Raw genomic sequence first — 15,966 nt, forward strand, 5'->3', positions numbered from 1 at the left:
TGGACAAGACTTGGGCTATATACGGGGGGCTTTCGCGCTGCGGATGGTCAAGGGCGCGCCGCAAACGGTCAATTGCGCGCGCGCTGCGGGTTCAGGGTCACAAGTTCGCCCATCGGCCGCCCTTGCGTCGCACGCAACTCGGTCGGACTCATGGAGAAACGCAGGCGGAACCGTTCGGCAAAGCGCGATTGCGATTGGTAACCGCACTCAAAAGCGATCTGTCCGATCGGCATGTCAGAGGAGATGACCCGCTCTACCCCTTGATTGAGCCGCGTATCCTCCAGCAGATCACGAAAGCCGGTGTTCTCGGACTGCAGTCGGCGGCGAAGGGTCCGCTCGCTCACCGCAAGGATCCGGGTCAGATCCTTCATGGACCAATCGTACGACAGATCGGTCCTGAAGTGTTGGGTGATCCGCTCTGACAGAGTTTCCCCGCCAGAGATCAGAAGGTTTCCGGCCAGACCCTGCCGCGCAAGGATCAGGAGGATCTCGACGAGCCGGTGGCGGGTCTGGGTCAGGTCTGAGGGATAGGTCTGGTCATGTGTGATCCAGTCCGCGACGATGGCGAAAAGCTCTTCTGACCCGGCGGCCTTCCACTTCGGTGTCAGATCCCAGTCCTTCTGCCCATCGGAATAGACCTTGCCGAACAGGTCCATGGTTTGCCGGTCAAAGACCAGCGATGCGCCCAGAAACCGGCTTTGCCCACGGTCTGGAATGTTCTCGACATCACATCGCACGCCCTTGGGGAGCATCAGAACCTGCCCGGGATGTGCAACATAGGTCTGCCGATCCGCGACGACCCTCTTGAGCCCAATGATCGGGAACATCAGCATCGGGGCGGAGATATCCATCCTGGTAATGGTCTGCGCCTGTTGGCAGCCATTGATCCAGACCCCCCGCGCTGTCTGACCGGACAGAAAGGCGGTGGTGATCGATCTCTCTAGCCGTGACAGGAGGGGCTGTTTGTTCATCTCCGGGCGTCCTTGTCTGTGCGACAGTCCTCTGTATCAGCTCAACGCGCAATCCGGGATCAAAACTTGCCCTTGGCCGTCTGAGGCGCAGAATTGGCCGAATGCGGGCAGGCGCGGTGCCCCTCCCCCGCGCGCGCCAAGCCGCCGCGCAGCCTTGGAGGAGGCACGCCGCCAGCGTTCGAGCAATCAGACCGACTGGCGTGGAAGCCGTCCCTTGGCGGCGTTACTTCATCGCCTCCAGGATCAGATCGCCGACATTGGTCGGAAAATCCGGGTTCGAGCGAATGAGCGCGGCCGCCCTGCGCCCCTCTTCCAATGTCCTGATCCGCCGCCGCAGGTCGCGGATGTCGCAGGCCGGCGAGGTCAGCGGGAACGCCGGAGCGCCCAAGGTGATCCGGCCGCTCGCCCGTGCCGCCGTCAGGCGTTTCTCACATCTGCAGGCCGCGGTTTGCGCCACTATCCCGCAATGGGTCTTGACGAAGCGCGTGACCTCCTGCCGGGCTCGGCTCAGCCTTTGCCGATAGGCTGTGGCGGAAATCTCGAGCGCCTCCGCCGCCTCGCTGTCGGACATCTCGAAAATGTCGCCCAAGACATAGGCGATGCGCAGGCTGCGACTGAGGCAGGTCAGCATCGCCAGCGTGCAGCCAACCTTGATCTCCTCAATCGCGATAGCCGTGATCGCGCTTTCGGCTTGATCGCCCTCGGCGTCGACCAATCCATGTTCCAGATCGTCAGCAAAATCCTTGAAACTCATCCGCATCGCCTCCACTCGGCTGCGCTTGCGCATCCCGACAAGGTGCCGCGTGGCGACCTTCAGCGCCCAGCCCCCGGCGGCCCGGTCGTCGCGGACCGTTCCGAGATGGGTGATGATCTGGATCAGGATTTCCTGCGTGGCGTCCTCGGCATCTGCAGGATGCGCCAGCATCCGCAGCGCGAGCCTTAAGACCGGGCCCTGGAGGGACTTCACCACGGATGCCAGCGCCGCGCGGTCCCCTTGCCGCGCGGCGCTCACCTGGTCCGGGTCCAGATGGATCATACTTCGAGCCGCTTGCGCAGCGACACCAACTCGGTCGCGAGTGTCTTTTTCTGCTCCTCCAAAGCGCCTTCCAGCGCCTCGAGCGGCACCGGCGGAGCCATCAGAACGAAGGAATAGATCGCGCTATCTCCCGTATCCTCGGTCACCCGGGAATAGGCCGCGCCGATCGAGCCATCCGGGAAGGTCATGATCCAGTCGATCGTGCCATGCTCGGCAGAAGCGCGAGTTTCCAACTGGATTGGAACCGAACCGTTCGGGGTCACCAGTTCGGCGCGCTCCGTGTCTGCGGATTTGAACGCGTTGGTCCATTCGGGCAGGTTCGCCGGGTTCGCGATATAGGCGAACACCTCCGCGCGGGGTCTTGCGATGCTGATGGATTGCACGTCATGGGTTTTCATCTTGCGTCCTCGCTGATTTGCGCCGGGCCAGTCCCAACCGCATGTCAAGAAAGAGGCGGGGGCAAGCGAGTCTGTGACAAAGAAAGTCCGGTAATCTTGCGGCGGGGCCTGCGCGCCGGTCAACGCCTGCGATGGGCGGCCGCCTTGGCCCGGTTGCCGCAGACCTCCATCGAGCACCAGCGACGCTTGTGGTTCTTGCTAATGTCGAGGAAGTAAAGCGTGCAGCTTGGCCCCTCGCAATTCCGCACATAGTGGAAATCCGCCTCGGCGATCAGGCGCGCAGCGGCTGCGGCGATCCTGACGATCAGATCGCGCGGGGCGGTCAGCGGGTGCCTGTCGGTCAGGATAAAGGGGCGCGCACGGTCGCCGCCGGGCTCTGCGGCGGGGGCGGGGGCGATCTGCAAGAACCGCGCGCCGCGCGCGAGGATCTCGTTGATCTCGGCAATCACGGGGTGGCGCGCATCGCTTAACCCGCTATCGCTGGCCTGTGCGACGAAGGGCCGGAGCCGTTCGCGGAAGGCCACGATCTGCTGCCGGGCCTGTTCCAGTGCAGGCGCGGCGGCCGCCGCGCGGAACGGGGCCAGCTCCACCTCCGAGGCAAGCCTCGCCGCGACAAGCCAGTCCAACAGATCGGGGCCGGTCTCCAGCCAGTCGTAGCGCACGGAGCGCGGCATCGCGACACTGTTCAGGAAATCGAGCGCCGGGCTCTCGCCGATGAAGAACGGCGCCGGTCTTGTGCCTTCGGTCATCTGCTCCTCCGTCTGCGAGGCAAGGCTGCGATTCGCCTTGATAACCGGTTTCAGCGCATTTCACCAGTTACGACTCCGTGCGCCCCATCACAATAAAGTAACTGTATAAAATTATTTTTGACGGTTACCAAAGGATCACCGAACCAGCCTTGAACCTCAATCAACGGTGTAACATGACCCGATCTTCCTCGAGCCGCTTCTCCATTGCGGCAGCCCTTGCGCTGCCCCTCTTCGCCTCTGCCGCCGTCGCGGGCGACCCCGCTTCCTGGCCTGTGAGCTACCGCAGCGCGGACGTTGGCGGCCTCTCGATCGCCTACCGCGAGGCCGGACCGCCGGATGCGCCCGTCATGCTGTTGCTGCATGGCTTCCCCGCATCGTCGCATATGTTTCGCGACCTGATCCCGGAAATCGCGGGCAGCTATCACGTCATTGCCCCCGACTACCCCGGCTTCGGCCAGTCTTCGGCGCCGGCGGCAGAGCACTATGATTATGACTTCGCCACCCTGGCCGAGACCATGAACGCCTTTACCGAGGCTCTCGGGCTCGAGGACTACACGCTCTATATGCAGGACTACGGCGGTCCGGTGGGCATGCGGCTTGCTGTCTCTCATCCGGATCGCATCGCGGGCCTTGTGTTCCAGAACGCCACCGTGCATGCCGAAGGCTGGTCCTCGGAGGTGGTGGCGCAGCTCTCCCCGTACTGGAGCGAGCGCACGCCCGAAACCGAGGCGCCGGTCCGCGCGTTCCTCGCGCCCGAGACGACGCGCTGGCAATACGAGCAGGGCAGCACAAGACGCGACAGGTTGAGCCCCGATGCCTGGGTCGTCGATCAGGCCGGGTTGGACCGCCCGGGCAACGATGCCATCCAGCTTGAGTATCTGTGGAACTATCGTGACAACGTCGCCGCCTACCCCGCCTGGCAGGCCTATCTGGCCAGCGCGCAACCGCGCACGCTGATCGTCTGGGGCACGAATGACCCGTTCTTCACCATGGATGCCGTGACCGGCCTGCAAAAGCTGCTGCCCAATGCCGAGACGCGGCTTCTCGACGCCGGCCATTTCGCTCTGGAAACCCACGCCCCGGAGATCGGCGCCGCGATCCGCGACACCTTCACCCAGTGATTACCCCAACCCAAAGGACCAAGCCAATGACCAAGATTCTCTATATTGCGGCTTCGCCGCGCGGTGCGATGTCGCAATCCGGCAAGCTGGCCGAGGCCTATCTTGCGGCGCGGCAGGCGGCGCAGCCGGAGATCCGCATCGACCGGCTCGATCTGTGGCGCGCCGATCTGCCCGAATTCGACGGCGACAAGGCGGCGGCAAAGATGACCTTCTTCGGCGTGGGCGATATGGACGCGCCGCGCCAAAGCGCCTGGGACCAGGTGGTCACCGTCACGAACCGGTTTATCGAGGCGGATGAATATGTGCTCTCGGTGCCGATGTGGAACGGCGGCATCCCCTACAAGCTCAAGCAATATATCGACATCATCACCCAGCCCGGCCTGCTCTTCGGCTTCGATCCCGAGGCCGGTTACAGCGGCTTGCTGCGCGGCAAGTCGGCGCGGGTGTTCTATACCTCCGGGGTCTATGCGCCGGGGGCACACGCCAAATACGGCACCGATCACCATTCGACCTATTTGGACTGGTGGCTCGATTTCATCGGGGTGGCCAAGATCGAAACCGTGCGGTTCCAGCCCTCGCTGCTGACGGCAGACCCGACCGGGGACCAGATGAAGGCGCTCGATCGCGCACGGGATCTGCATCTGCGTCAGGCGTGATCGCAAAAGAATGGCCCCGGCGCATCTTTGCGCCGGGGCGGTGCCGGGGCAGTCGCGCGGTTTTGACGATGTGTCCCCCCCGACGGCATCAATGTACCAAGGTGACGCCCATGCATCCCCGGGGTCTTGTCACGGGGCTTCGTCACGAACGACCGCTATTACTGGTTTGCTGCGTCTGCAGTGCAGCAGCCTCCGGGGCCGCTTTCCGCCGATTGTGTTGAAAAACCCGAAAATCTGGCAGTTGTATTTTGCTGCCAGAATTCGGCGCTCCTGCCAAATTGAAGCCGAGTGCCCTGTGGAGCATCTGGGAGCGTCGGACATTGCCAACGCTGATCTTAGACCGACCCCCTCGACGAATTTTCGGAGAGGCCTTCTATGGACAAATTTTTTACCCATTTTCGCGAAAACCGGAGTTTTTCAACACAATCCGCCCACAACGACAAGGAGGGAATACCCTGTCGCCAATAGATGCATGAGGCTTCGTTTGGAAATCCTGAAACGATTATCACATTGTAATCGTAAAACTTTCTTGGCACGCGAATGAATCGTTGCACGGCAAGTGAAACGATAAGCAGAACGGTGGACTTCACGCTCCGCATCGCCAACGCGTTAGCCCAAATCGACTTGTGGCGCTGCGCCCACAACCCCCGCGTCCTCCAACTGCTCGCGATCGGGCAGATCGCGCAGGCTCTCCAACCCAAACGCGACAAGGAACTGTTCGGTGGTGACGAAGGTATAGGGCGCCCCGCGTCGAGGCGACCGTGGCCCGGTCCCGATCAGGTTGCGCGCATGCAGTCGGCCGATCAAATCGCGGCTGATTTCCTTGCCGAAGATGTCCTTGAGCCCGTCACGGGTGATCGGCTGGTGGTAAGCGATGGCGGCCAGGACCGCGACGTCGAACTCGCTCAGATCGAGCAGTTGGTCCCCGACATCCGCCGCGGCGCGGATCGCCGGCGCGTAGGCGGCCCGCGTCCGGAACATCCACCCGCCGGCGACCTGCGCGATCTCGAAGGCCCGCCCTTCCAGATCGGCGGCAAGGTCCTCGACCAGCAGATCGACCGAGGCCTCCTGCCCCACCACGCGGGCGAGATATTCGCGCGGCACAGGGGAGGCGGAGGCAAACAGCACCCCCTCGATGCGGCGCATCCATTCCCGCCAGCGCAGCTCCGGCGGCAGGTCCGTCAACGCGCGATCAAGCTCCGGTTCCGATCTGTCCTTTGCCATCGCTACACCCCGTAGAGCCGGAAAGTATCGCGGCCGGTCAGCTCACGCACCGCGCCGAGTTCGACCAGCCGGTCGCAGAGCCGCCGCGCAGCGCGGTCCGGCAAGGGCAAGGCCGAAGGCGCCACCGCATCGCGGGTCAGGAACATCTCCACGGCCTCCCCCGCCCCCTTCGCCCGCAGCTTGGGTGCGACCGCCTTGAGATGCGCCGCCCGCCGCGCGAGGTCGGCGGAGAGACGCACGACCTCAACCACTGAGGAGATCAGCGCGAGATGACAGGCGAAGCGAAGATCATCGCCTTGCTTGCGCAGGTCAGCCCGTTTCAGGCCAGTCGCCAGCAGCGGCATCAGATGACCCCAACCAAGTGCTTGGGCGAGGGCTATATCCGCGAGGATCAACGCCAGCACATCGGCCCGAGGCACTTCGGTCAGCACCGCCTCCAGCACCATCGCGGCACGGGCTACCGGCAACCCTTTCCCCGTATCAAGCCACGTGGCGATCTGGCACGACTCGAACGTCGGTAAAGCTCGGCTCAAAGCCTTGACCGACACCGACCGTTCCACCGCGCGACGCCAGGCAAGGTAAGTTTCCCCCGCGGGGCCAGGTAGATCGCTAGGGCGCAGAAGATGAATCGCGTCGCGCAGCTCCCCTGCCCGTTCCGGTCGGCCAGAAAAGGCCATACAAGCCTCGGCCGCGCGCAGCGCGAGCCGATCCCGCAACAAGGCTTGGGGCACCTCCACGCGCCCCAACACAAGATGCAGGTGGTTCAACGCCGCGCCCGACAAAAACGCAACATCTTCAAGGGTTTCGGCACGTCCTGAGGTGACCCATCCCGGCAGCTGCGGTAGGGTGTTCAGGTGGTTCGAAATAGTGGCGGCCTGATATGTCATGCCGCAACACTATCCTCTCACGGCGCTTTTGCCTACTATTTAGTGCGCAAACCGCCCCACCTTGTCGCCATCAGTTATGTCCAATAAATTTGCATTATCGGACACAAAAAGATATGCTGCGAGACAGTTCAATTTCATCGCTGGAATCACTGGAAATGGCCGCAGAGGACGAGAAATCGACATCATCAAACTCTGGTGCGTTTAGTATCGCTCAGGACGACGAGAGAGATCAAGAAAAAAGCGACGATATCTCCCTACCCGCCCACGTCGCGGGCTCCGGCAGCCTGGATCGCCTCGTCGATACGGCCCGCGACTATGCCCACGCCGCAGCTTCTGACAATACGCTGAAGGCCTATGCCAAGGATTGGGCGCATTTCACGCGCTGGTGCCGGATGAAGGGCGCGGAGCCTCTGCCCCCTTCACCCGAAATGATCGGGCTCTACCTTGCGGACCTGGCGTCCGGAACGGGCCCCTCCCCTGCCCGATCGGTTAGCACCATCGACCGCCGCCTGTCGGGCCTCGCCTGGAACTATGCGCAGCGCGGCTTTGCCCTCGATCGCAAGAACCGGCACATCGCGTCGGTGCTGGCCGGAATCAAGCGTAGGCACGCACGTCCGCCGGTTCAGAAGGAGGCAATTCTGGCCGAGGACATCCTCGCGATGGTGGCTACCCTTCCTTTCGATCTGCGCGGGCTCCGGGACCGGGCGATTCTGTTGATCGGCTACGCTGGCGGCCTCCGCCGTTCGGAAATCGTCAACCTCGACGTTCACAAGGACGATACGCCGGACTCGGGCGGTTGGATCGAGATCTTCGACAAGGGCGCCCTGCTCACCCTCAATGCAAAGACTGGCTGGCGCGAGGTCGAGGTTGGCCGTGGCTCCAAGGATCAAACCTGCCCAGTCCATGCGCTCGAGCAATGGCTGCATTTCGCCAAGATCGACTTCGGTCCGGTCTTTGTCGGGACCTCGCGCGATGGCAAACGGGCATCAGAGGCGCGGCTGAACGACAAGCATGTCGCACGCCTGATCAAGCGCACGGTGCTGGACGCCGGCATCCGGTCGGATCTGCCCGAGAAAGACCGCCTGGCGCTGTTCTCCGGTCACAGCTTGCGCGCCGGTCTCGCCAGCTCCGCCGAAGTCGACGAGCGCTATGTCCAGAAGCAGTTGGGGCACGCTTCGGCCGAGATGACTCGCCGCTATCAGCGCCGCCGAGACAGGTTCCGCGTCAACCTGACGAGGGCAGCCGGGTTGTGATGTGGATCAGGAGTCTTCGGATTTCAAAGCCGAAAGTGAGGCAACATAGCGAGGGAGATCGCTGCGGGAATGGAGGATGTCCACGATGATGACCTCGTCCGATCGATCCAGAAAGACCAGGAAATGCTCCCCTGCCCTTATGAACCTCAGGTCGTCGACATCATCAACGAGAACTGCGCAACTCCGACTATGGGCTTGGCCATTCAGAATACTCTCACAGCGGTTGAGCAATTCGGCCTCGTAAAGCTCCGCTTGGCGCAGCCCGAAATTCTCAATCGTCCATCTGGCGATTTCAGTGAGGCTGGCTTCTGCACGACGGGTCAGCCGGATGGATCGGCTCATGAACGCGTGCGCGCAGTCGCAAAGGCCCTACGGATCGCATTTTTGCCGCTGCCTTCCGCAAAATCACCCGCATTTGCCTGCGCCAGACCTTCGAGAAGTCCTTGGCGGATGCCCGTGATCTGCGCCTCTTCCTGCTCGAGCAGCCTCAGGCCAGCGCGCATGGCTTCACTCACATTCTGGTATCGCCCGGACGCCACCAGCGCTTGAACCAGATGGTCTTGGGTTTCGGTCAGGACAACGTTGCGTGTCACCATGGGTCAGGTCTCCTTTATTGGCAATATATGCCAATGCCACTTATTTATCAATACGTCACGCTGCCTGCCCACTGAGCCTACCATAGAAGCTGCGCTCCAGATGCAGCTCCCCTGCCCCGGCTTTCTCGACCATGCCGCGCAGATATCCACCCGGCGAGGAAACTTCACCCGCGCTGTGCTTCTCGAAGACAAGCGCAAACGCTGCCGTGGCCACCTGAGTGCCCATTCGGTCCTGCGCCACGTTCCAGGCATGCTCCGAGATCCCGATCATCGGCCTGAGTTGACCGGCAACCCGGTGCAAATCGCCCCAATCCTTCAGGAATCCACCCATATTACGCGCCCAAGACGCGAATTCCGGACAGGCCTGCATGATTGTCGGCAGGTCGAGCGCTGTGCGCTTCTTGCGCACCTCGGCAACCCAGTCTTCCAGATCCCTATTAACCCGCTCTTCGGGTGGGGCATTGGGCACCACACCCGCCGCTTCCTCTTTTTCAGAGGAATTACTAATTACAGGATTAAGTTGTTTTGTAATTAGTATATGAGGTTCGGAAATGACCTCCCTGGGGTTCACTTTTTGAGTCTTCTCTATGACATGGACATCTTTGTTATCGGTGTTTTCCACAGGTTTCACCGCGCCAGTCGCTTTGAGATAGGCCGCCTCAACCCGTTCCTGGAGTTCCTTGAACCATGTGAGCAAGCGCACCAGCTGTTCGGACGCTTCGTGTCGGCGCGGTAGCTGGTCGAGAAGCTCTTCGAAAAGCCCCGTGAATTGCCTCCAGGGCCCACGCAGCGCGCTGCTGAGAGCTGCCTCGATCCGGGCTCGGATCATCCGGCGTGCCACCGTGATCTGGCGCTTCAGGCGCTGGCAGAGTTCGCGCTCGGCCCGCAACTCGGCATGAAGTCCCTCGAACTCATCGACGCGGGCCGACAGCGGCGACAGATCAAAGCCGTAGGCCTCGACGATACGCCCCTCAGCGTTCCTGCGGCCCCACCGCTTGCCATTCGGGCTGTCCTGGAAGGAGATCACGCCGATCTCTGCGAGGCGCCGCGCATGGCGCTTGAGCGCGGAGAGCGAAAAGCCCGTCTGCTCCATCAGATAGGCGTTCGACGCCCAGACGATCGGGCGCTGCCCCTCCTCCCAATCCTGGGCCTGCGTGAAGGCCCCGAGCGTGTCGAGGAGCATCATGTCGCCAGCCTTCAGGCCGATATGTGCACCAACGCGCTTGAGCGCGACAAATGCCCGTGTTTTGGGTACTGCTACCCGTTCACCGGCTTGGGCAAGTTGCTCAGCAGTAGCTAGCCCGGCCGTTGCTTTTCGCCACCCTGACCGTTGGCCTATGTTGGACATAACTCTCTTGTTCTGAGACATGCCTGTCTCAGCCGCTCCCTGTGGAGCATCACTAAATTTTCCCATCTTTATGCCAGCGACAAAGAAATCCCGTTCGCTCAGAAGCGTTTTCTCTTGTGTGGTGATTCGTTGGCTGCTAGATTCCAGGTGTCTAATCTAAGAATTGCGCTCTGCGCAGCAGCCCTCGAAGCTCCGGTTTCGGGGGTTTTCTTTGTTTGCCGTTCCTCCTTTCTGCTCGTCCTCAGTTGTCATCCACCGAATTTACATCTGAAAATTCGGCATAGGATTTTTTGATTATCTCTGCGAGATTGCTCTCAAGCCAGGTCGCAAACTCAGCGTTTGCGCCAGACTTCTTGACTGACAATGACAACGTTCCGCGGCCAGTTTTGATAGTCACGCCTTCCAACGGCGTTATCTCTCTTACCCCGCTCGACGTCTTCGCGCCGCGCTTAGTCGCTTCCCTAATGAGAAATTCGAGGCGATCATCCGAACCCGATGAGGCGCTGATTCTGGCCAAGATATCGAGCGCCGCGCGTTCAGTTAGCTTCTTCGAGAGAAATAACTCAGCCAGCTCCGTCCATTTTGGACGCCCGGACTTTGGTGCCGCGCCAATCAGGTCGCCGACCTTGACCGGGACGTTCTGTGTTACCTTTGTAAGGTGTGAATGACCCGACGCAGAGAGGTTGAGAACCTGCCGAACAGTTGCCGCGTCGTGGCCCGCCGTCTGGATGGCCACGGCGAACCGCGCCTTCTCGTAAAAAGAGAGGTTTCGGCGCGCGGCATTTTCCAGTCCTTTCGCCAGCAAAGCCGTAGCGTCGTCGATATCTTGGACGTTTGCGCGAACCTTGATGCCGAGTTCACGGCAGGCCCTTAAGCGCCGCCGCCCATAAATCGCCTCGAAACGCCCCTCAGCCGCCTTTGATCGCCGAACGAGAATAGGCACTTGCTGACCACCTTCTCGGATGCTGTTCTTTAGTCCTTCGAAGCTCTCGTCATCGTCTTCGGCGTTTACAGCTGTAAACTCTTCAAGGCGATCTACTGGCCCCCAATCGTCGATTATATTGGGATCAATTTCTCGGATAGATGCCAGAGAACCTTGAAGGGCCCCCAAAGCCGGAGCACTGGTCTTCGACGGCCTCTCTGACAGCGACCCGCCAGAACGAGCGATCGTATTTGCAATTCCGGACATATCGCGAAGTGATTTCCTAGCCATTATTTACGCCCCCACGATTGCTGGATCATCGTTTCGACTTCATGTCCCACAGCATCCATGGAGCCCTTTGCACGATCATATGTGGCCCGTGTCATTTCGGAACGGACCACTTCATAAATCGACTGTTTGAGCATGGTCGCGTCACTGATTGCCGTGCTCTTCAAGGCGGTTGCCGACATGACACGGTCTTGAAACAAAGCCCGCATGAAAGACGTTAGCTGCTGAGAGGGAACGTCCGTTGGTTCGTCTCGCGTGATCAGAAATTTGAAGTGATCATATTGGAGAGTTGCGCCAGCATCCTCGATCACACCCATATACGCCCCGGCTAGTTCAAGAAACTGAGCAGTTGACGAAACGTCCAACATCGAAGGTGTTAGAGGGACAACCAAAGAACTAGCGGCAGCCATCCCAGCAATGGTCAGGAAACCAAGCTGTGGCGGGCTGTCCATAAGAACCAGATCAAAGTCATCTTCTACCTGTGCCAAAGCATTTCGGATACGAGTAAAGAATGGTTGGTCTGGGTTCGAATGAACGGCCGACTCAGTCTCAAACTCGGACAGCATCAAGCGGGACGGCGCAATCGAGAGCCCTGGAAAGTATGTCGGAACGACGACATCAGCCATGTTCACCGGCTCGTCGTAGCGGATCGCATCATAGACAGTCAGTCCATCGAACTCGATTTCAGGGCTGATCCCGCACATTGATGTGAGAGATCCCTGAGGATCCAGATCAACAACCAAGACCCGATATCCTCGAAGAGCAAAGTAGTGGGCGAGGTGGACGCTCGTCGTGCTCTTACTGGAACCGCCTTTGAAATTCATCAGCTGCCAAACTTGCAACTGCTCTTCTCCCGAGCGGCGAGGCAGATAACGGCCTTTCTTCCGAGAGCTCTTCTCTAGAACTTCGCGCGCGTCCCATATCTCTTGGGCTGTGTAGTAGCGTCGGCCACCCCGGATATCGTCAGGTTCAGGGATTGTGCCCTCAGCGTGAACCTTTCGCATGAACTGTCCGGATACCCCCAAGAGCTCAGCGGCCTCAGGTGCCGAAAAAGAGCGTAGCGTCTTCGTGTTGTCTGGGGCAAAAGCAGAGAGCAGATGTTCCCTGATGGCAGCGTTGAGCCGTTCGGAAATCTCCGTTGCAAGAGCCGAAGGGCGCTCATTTGCCAATGGTGTCACAGGAATCATCTGGTTGCCCCAATTTCGGAAATGTGGCCTTTTCCGCGCCACTTGGGGATAAAAGCAGTGATTCACGCGACTAAGTCAAGATTTTTCCTCTATATAGTGTCTATCAATGCTTGAAGAGACTATATCCACGGCCGCGATCTAGGTCGAGTTTACAGCTGTAAACGAATTGGCGGAGGTAAGCCCCCGCCAACTTTGGTCTCAGGCGGCGTCTTTTGGACCCCAGGGGATGATGGCCTGCAGGGACAGATCGTCCTGGTTCGCGGCCTTGCCGAGGTTGGCGTTGAAGCCGTGATCGCGGATGGTCAGCGTGTAGTAGTCAGCGCCGGTCTCCTTGTTCTGCTTCTTCCAGATGCCGCCGCACTCGACCAGCTTGCCGCGCGGGGAGCGGCCGAGGACGCGGTGCGTGGGGGCCATCGGGTTCGCGCTCGCGACGGGTTCGACCGTGATGTCCAGGTCAAAGGTCAGCGTCGAGATGGAGCCGACGCCCTTGGCGGTTTCGATATCGGCGCTGGTGAATTTGATGCAGTTCGTGGTCATTGCTCTTCTCCTTGTTTGCGTTGCAATGATGGTCACCTTGCAGCTGGCCAAGGCCCGGCCACACCGAAGGCGAAGCGTAGCGGAGAGGGGCAGGCGCCGGTCTTTTTGGTCCGCGCGGAATGACCCGCAGGGTCAGGGGAAAAAGATCGGCGACAACCTTTGTGGACGCGACGACAGCTGCGACCAGCATGTCATGCAACTCAGACATCGGGAGAAGCGCGGTGGCCGCGAAGGAAGATGGGTCAACAGCCGAGGGAGATGCAGCTGAACTGCGGTCGATGCTGTACCCAACTTCTTGCCGGAGTGTATCCGACTGTTCGCACACTCTGGACCAAGACCCGGCCTCGACGCATCACCCCAAGGCCAAACGAACCAGGAAGTTGTTGCTGGTGCGCCATGGGCGACGCCGTTGGATAGGTGACTAGACAAACGCGCCAAGATCGGATGAGGCGTCAGACTCCGATGCGGACATTGAGAGTTTGCGCGGCGAATGGCGGCTCAGAGCCCACTTTACCGGATGTTGCGAAGCGACTGAATGTCCGCATTTCAAGATGCCGCAGCTTTGGTTATTGGGTGTGCTTTCAAAAACAACGCCAACGCTCCGGCCCCGACTGCCAACCAAACTGAGCCTGTCCAGACAAGGGTGTAGGTCTGTGTCGCGGTAAAGATATAGCCGCCAGCGAACGCACCCATTGCCCCGCCGAGGGCGTGGCCTGCAGAGATCAAACCCATAGCGAGACCCATCGTTTTGATCCCAACATGGCTCGCGACCAAACTGGCCGTGACGGGAACTGTCGAATAGTCGACCGCGCCAAACAGAACGGCGAACAAGAACAGCATTTCAATAGATGTTCCGGGAATGCTGCCGAGTAGGATGAATGTCAGCGCCCGCAGCATGTATATTGCTGCCAGCAACATCGGACGATTGACACGATCCGTGAGCCAACCGGCAGCTATCATGCCGATGAGGTTGACGAGGGACAGCAAACCATAGGCGGTTGCACTTGGAATGGGTGGAAATCCACAGAATGCCGCAAAGGGCAGCAAATGTGTTTCAACGACGCCAGTCGTCGTAAACCCACAAATCAGAAAGCTCCAAAACAGGAGATGAAAGGCAGGCTGTCGTACAATGGAGGTGAAGTCCTGCCGCATTGTTGATGGGTCGTCTTTTCGCCCTTCGGCTTCGTTTGATGACATATCTGGTCGCATGCTCATCCGAATGCATGGGATCAACGCGAGGCTCGCAAGCGATAAGGCACCAAAGCTCCAGCGCCAGCTTGCAAATGCCAATAGCGCTGCGATCAAAGGGACGATCAGAAATTGACCACCCGTCGCACCTGATGTGCCAATCCCTGTCGCCAGCCCCTGATTGTCGGAAAAGATGCGGGTGACTGCCGTGGCCACAACATGGGTCGCGACAATTCCAAAGCCGATGGCACAGAACCCGGCAAAGCCGATGACGAACATCAGCTTGCCGTTCATTAGTGCCACGATTGCACAGCCGACCCCTAGCAATCCCATGCCCAGGTTGAGTGTGAACTGCGATCCGCGACGATCCACCAAGCGCCCTGCAAATGGGGCAACAATAGCCATAATCAAGAGCGCTGCCGCTCCGACGCTAGAGATATAACTACTGGTCCACCCGAACTCGGTTTGCCAAACAGGCATGATCAATCCAAGGGCGGCTCGGCTGGAGAAGGCGAGCGACAGTGCCAGGAACCCGAAGATGACAACGGTCCAGTTCTGGCGTGGTTGGGCGGATGTGGTTGCTGACATGGTGTATCTCCTTGTCCTCGCGAAATGCCACGTAACTTGCGTTTTGACGAACGAGAAACTGGTCAAATAACTTTAGCTGATCTAAAGTGATGAATGGCACTTCGCATCCAGGACCTCTACACATTCCACGTCGTCGCACGCGCAGGCGCAATGCAGGACGCCGCGCACGAACTTGGCGTGACGCCGGGTGCGATCAGTCAACGCATCAGTGCAGTCGAGGAGCGCCACGGGGTACGTCTCTTCACCCGTAGTAAAAATGGAATCGCACTCACGACGGCAGGTCTTGCGCTTCAATCAGACGTCAGTAGGGCGTTCTCGACGATTGAAGCAGCTCACGAAAAACACTTTGTTGGTCTCGGTCACAAGCTGCGGATCACCACATCGGCGACTTTTGCCCATTCCATGCTTGTTTCCAGTCTAGGGCGGTTTGCAGAGGCGCATTCAGCAATCAAAGTTTCGGTCGAAACCGAAGACCGATTGGTGAACCTCAGGTCAGAACCCGTTGATCTGGCGATCCGCCATGGTCTTGGCGACTATCCGGGACTGCAGTCCGAATGGCTATGTTCTCCAGAGCTGATGCTTGTCGCCAGTCCCAAGCTCTTGGACCGCCTTGGCCCGCTTGAAAACCCATCTGACTGTCTGCGGTATAGTTTATTGCCCGATGCCACAGGTAAGGATTGGTCGATCTGGTTTGAGGCGCAGGGCATTGAGGCCAGCGGCGCGACCTACGGCACACAATACGGCAACGACTTTTTAACGGTTAAGGCAGTGATCGACGGTCAGGGATTGGCATTGTTGAATGATGTCTACGTGAACGAGGGCTTGGCTTCAGGGCAGTTGGTGCGCGCATTGGGTGCCGCATGGCCGACCGCCTTTGCATATTATGCTGTCGCACTTGCCGAGAAGTTTGAAAGACCGGCAGTCTCAACCTTTGTCAAATGGCTCAAAAAGGACCTGGACTCATAGTTCGTTCTAAAGCTGCCTTTGGAGCAGCCGCAGCGAATGGCATGTGTGGAT

At 59.8% G+C, this 15,966-nt stretch carries 17 protein-coding genes; 4 read left to right on the forward strand and 13 right to left on the reverse strand.

Features of this window, described 5'->3' with window-relative positions; translation table 11 throughout:
* Positions 1-68 precede the first annotated feature (68 nt).
* The 4 genes from ARCT_RS0102595 to ARCT_RS0102610 form a co-directional block, all read right to left on the reverse strand.
* Positions 69-971, reverse strand: coding sequence for a helix-turn-helix transcriptional regulator (locus ARCT_RS0102595; RefSeq protein ID WP_027238671.1), 903 nt, complete (start codon positions 969-971; stop codon positions 69-71).
* A gap of 223 nt (positions 972-1,194) precedes the next feature.
* Positions 1,195-2,007 carry an RNA polymerase sigma factor gene (locus ARCT_RS0102600; RefSeq protein WP_027238672.1) on the reverse strand — a complete coding sequence of 271 codons (813 nt, stop codon included), beginning with the start codon at positions 2,005-2,007 and terminating at the stop codon, positions 1,195-1,197.
* Complete coding sequence (locus ARCT_RS0102605) at positions 2,004-2,405, reverse strand: SRPBCC family protein (RefSeq protein WP_027238673.1); 402 nt, start codon at positions 2,403-2,405, stop codon at positions 2,004-2,006. Before ARCT_RS0102605 ends, ARCT_RS0102600 begins: the two co-directional genes overlap by 4 nt.
* Before the next feature lie 119 nt (positions 2,406-2,524).
* Positions 2,525-3,154 (reverse strand): CGNR zinc finger domain-containing protein, encoded by a 630-nt coding sequence (locus tag ARCT_RS0102610; RefSeq protein WP_027238674.1) that lies wholly within the window; start codon positions 3,152-3,154, stop codon positions 2,525-2,527.
* A gap of 173 nt (positions 3,155-3,327) precedes the next feature.
* Between ARCT_RS0102610 and ARCT_RS0102615 the strand changes: the two genes are divergently transcribed.
* On the forward strand, positions 3,328-4,275 hold the full coding sequence (locus tag ARCT_RS0102615; protein WP_027238675.1) for an alpha/beta fold hydrolase: 948 nt from the start codon (positions 3,328-3,330) through the stop codon (positions 4,273-4,275).
* A 26-nt stretch (positions 4,276-4,301) separates the two neighbouring features.
* On the forward strand, positions 4,302-4,931 hold the full coding sequence (locus tag ARCT_RS0102620; RefSeq protein WP_027238676.1) for an FMN-dependent NADH-azoreductase: 630 nt from the start codon (positions 4,302-4,304) through the stop codon (positions 4,929-4,931).
* A gap of 609 nt (positions 4,932-5,540) precedes the next feature.
* Here the strand turns inward: ARCT_RS0102620 and scpB are convergent.
* Together scpB and ARCT_RS0102630 are read right to left on the reverse strand one after the other, a co-directional pair.
* Complete coding sequence (gene scpB / locus ARCT_RS0102625) at positions 5,541-6,155, reverse strand: SMC-Scp complex subunit ScpB (protein ID WP_027238677.1); 615 nt, start codon at positions 6,153-6,155, stop codon at positions 5,541-5,543.
* 2 nt (positions 6,156-6,157) lie between these two features.
* Positions 6,158-7,042 carry a DUF1403 family protein gene (locus ARCT_RS0102630; RefSeq protein WP_027238678.1) on the reverse strand — a complete coding sequence of 295 codons (885 nt, stop codon included), beginning with the start codon at positions 7,040-7,042 and terminating at the stop codon, positions 6,158-6,160.
* A gap of 155 nt (positions 7,043-7,197) precedes the next feature.
* Between ARCT_RS0102630 and ARCT_RS0102635 the strand changes: the two genes are divergently transcribed.
* Positions 7,198-8,295 carry a tyrosine-type recombinase/integrase gene (locus tag ARCT_RS0102635; RefSeq protein ID WP_027238679.1) on the forward strand — a complete coding sequence of 366 codons (1,098 nt, stop codon included), beginning with the start codon at positions 7,198-7,200 and terminating at the stop codon, positions 8,293-8,295.
* Between the two features lie 6 nt (positions 8,296-8,301).
* Here the strand turns inward: ARCT_RS0102635 and ARCT_RS0102640 are convergent, their stop codons facing one another.
* From ARCT_RS0102640 to ARCT_RS0102670, 7 genes are all read right to left on the reverse strand, one after another.
* Complete coding sequence (locus ARCT_RS0102640) at positions 8,302-8,637, reverse strand: type II toxin-antitoxin system RelE/ParE family toxin (RefSeq protein WP_027238680.1); 336 nt, start codon at positions 8,635-8,637, stop codon at positions 8,302-8,304.
* The gene (locus ARCT_RS0102645) at positions 8,634-8,891 is read right to left on the reverse strand and encodes a type II toxin-antitoxin system ParD family antitoxin (protein WP_027238681.1); all 258 of its coding nucleotides are present in this window, start codon (positions 8,889-8,891) and stop codon (positions 8,634-8,636) included. Before ARCT_RS0102645 ends, ARCT_RS0102640 begins: the two co-directional genes overlap by 4 nt.
* Before the next feature lie 55 nt (positions 8,892-8,946).
* Positions 8,947-10,239 (reverse strand): plasmid replication protein RepC, encoded by a 1,293-nt coding sequence (gene repC, locus ARCT_RS0102650; RefSeq protein ID WP_027238682.1) that lies wholly within the window; start codon positions 10,237-10,239, stop codon positions 8,947-8,949.
* Positions 10,240-10,480: 241 nt separating this feature from the next.
* Complete coding sequence (gene repB, locus ARCT_RS0102655; RefSeq protein ID WP_240476207.1) at positions 10,481-11,428, reverse strand: plasmid partitioning protein RepB; 948 nt, start codon at positions 11,426-11,428, stop codon at positions 10,481-10,483.
* Between the two features lie 23 nt (positions 11,429-11,451).
* Positions 11,452-12,636 (reverse strand): plasmid partitioning protein RepA, encoded by a 1,185-nt coding sequence (gene repA, locus ARCT_RS0102660; protein ID WP_027238684.1) that lies wholly within the window; start codon positions 12,634-12,636, stop codon positions 11,452-11,454.
* Between the two features lie 198 nt (positions 12,637-12,834).
* Positions 12,835-13,173, reverse strand: coding sequence for a DUF736 domain-containing protein (locus tag ARCT_RS0102665; protein ID WP_027238685.1), 339 nt, complete (start codon positions 13,171-13,173; stop codon positions 12,835-12,837).
* A gap of 546 nt (positions 13,174-13,719) precedes the next feature.
* Positions 13,720-14,949 carry an MFS transporter gene (locus ARCT_RS0102670; protein ID WP_027238686.1) on the reverse strand — a complete coding sequence of 410 codons (1,230 nt, stop codon included), beginning with the start codon at positions 14,947-14,949 and terminating at the stop codon, positions 13,720-13,722.
* A gap of 93 nt (positions 14,950-15,042) precedes the next feature.
* On the opposite strand from ARCT_RS0102670, the gene ARCT_RS0102675 reads away from it, so the two are divergent.
* Positions 15,043-15,915, forward strand: coding sequence for a LysR substrate-binding domain-containing protein (locus ARCT_RS0102675; RefSeq protein ID WP_027238687.1), 873 nt, complete (start codon positions 15,043-15,045; stop codon positions 15,913-15,915).
* The last annotated feature ends 51 nt before the right edge of the window (positions 15,916-15,966 follow it).

The organism is Pseudophaeobacter arcticus DSM 23566, assembly GCF_000473205.1.
GTDB lineage: Bacteria > Pseudomonadota > Alphaproteobacteria > Rhodobacterales > Rhodobacteraceae > Pseudophaeobacter > Pseudophaeobacter arcticus.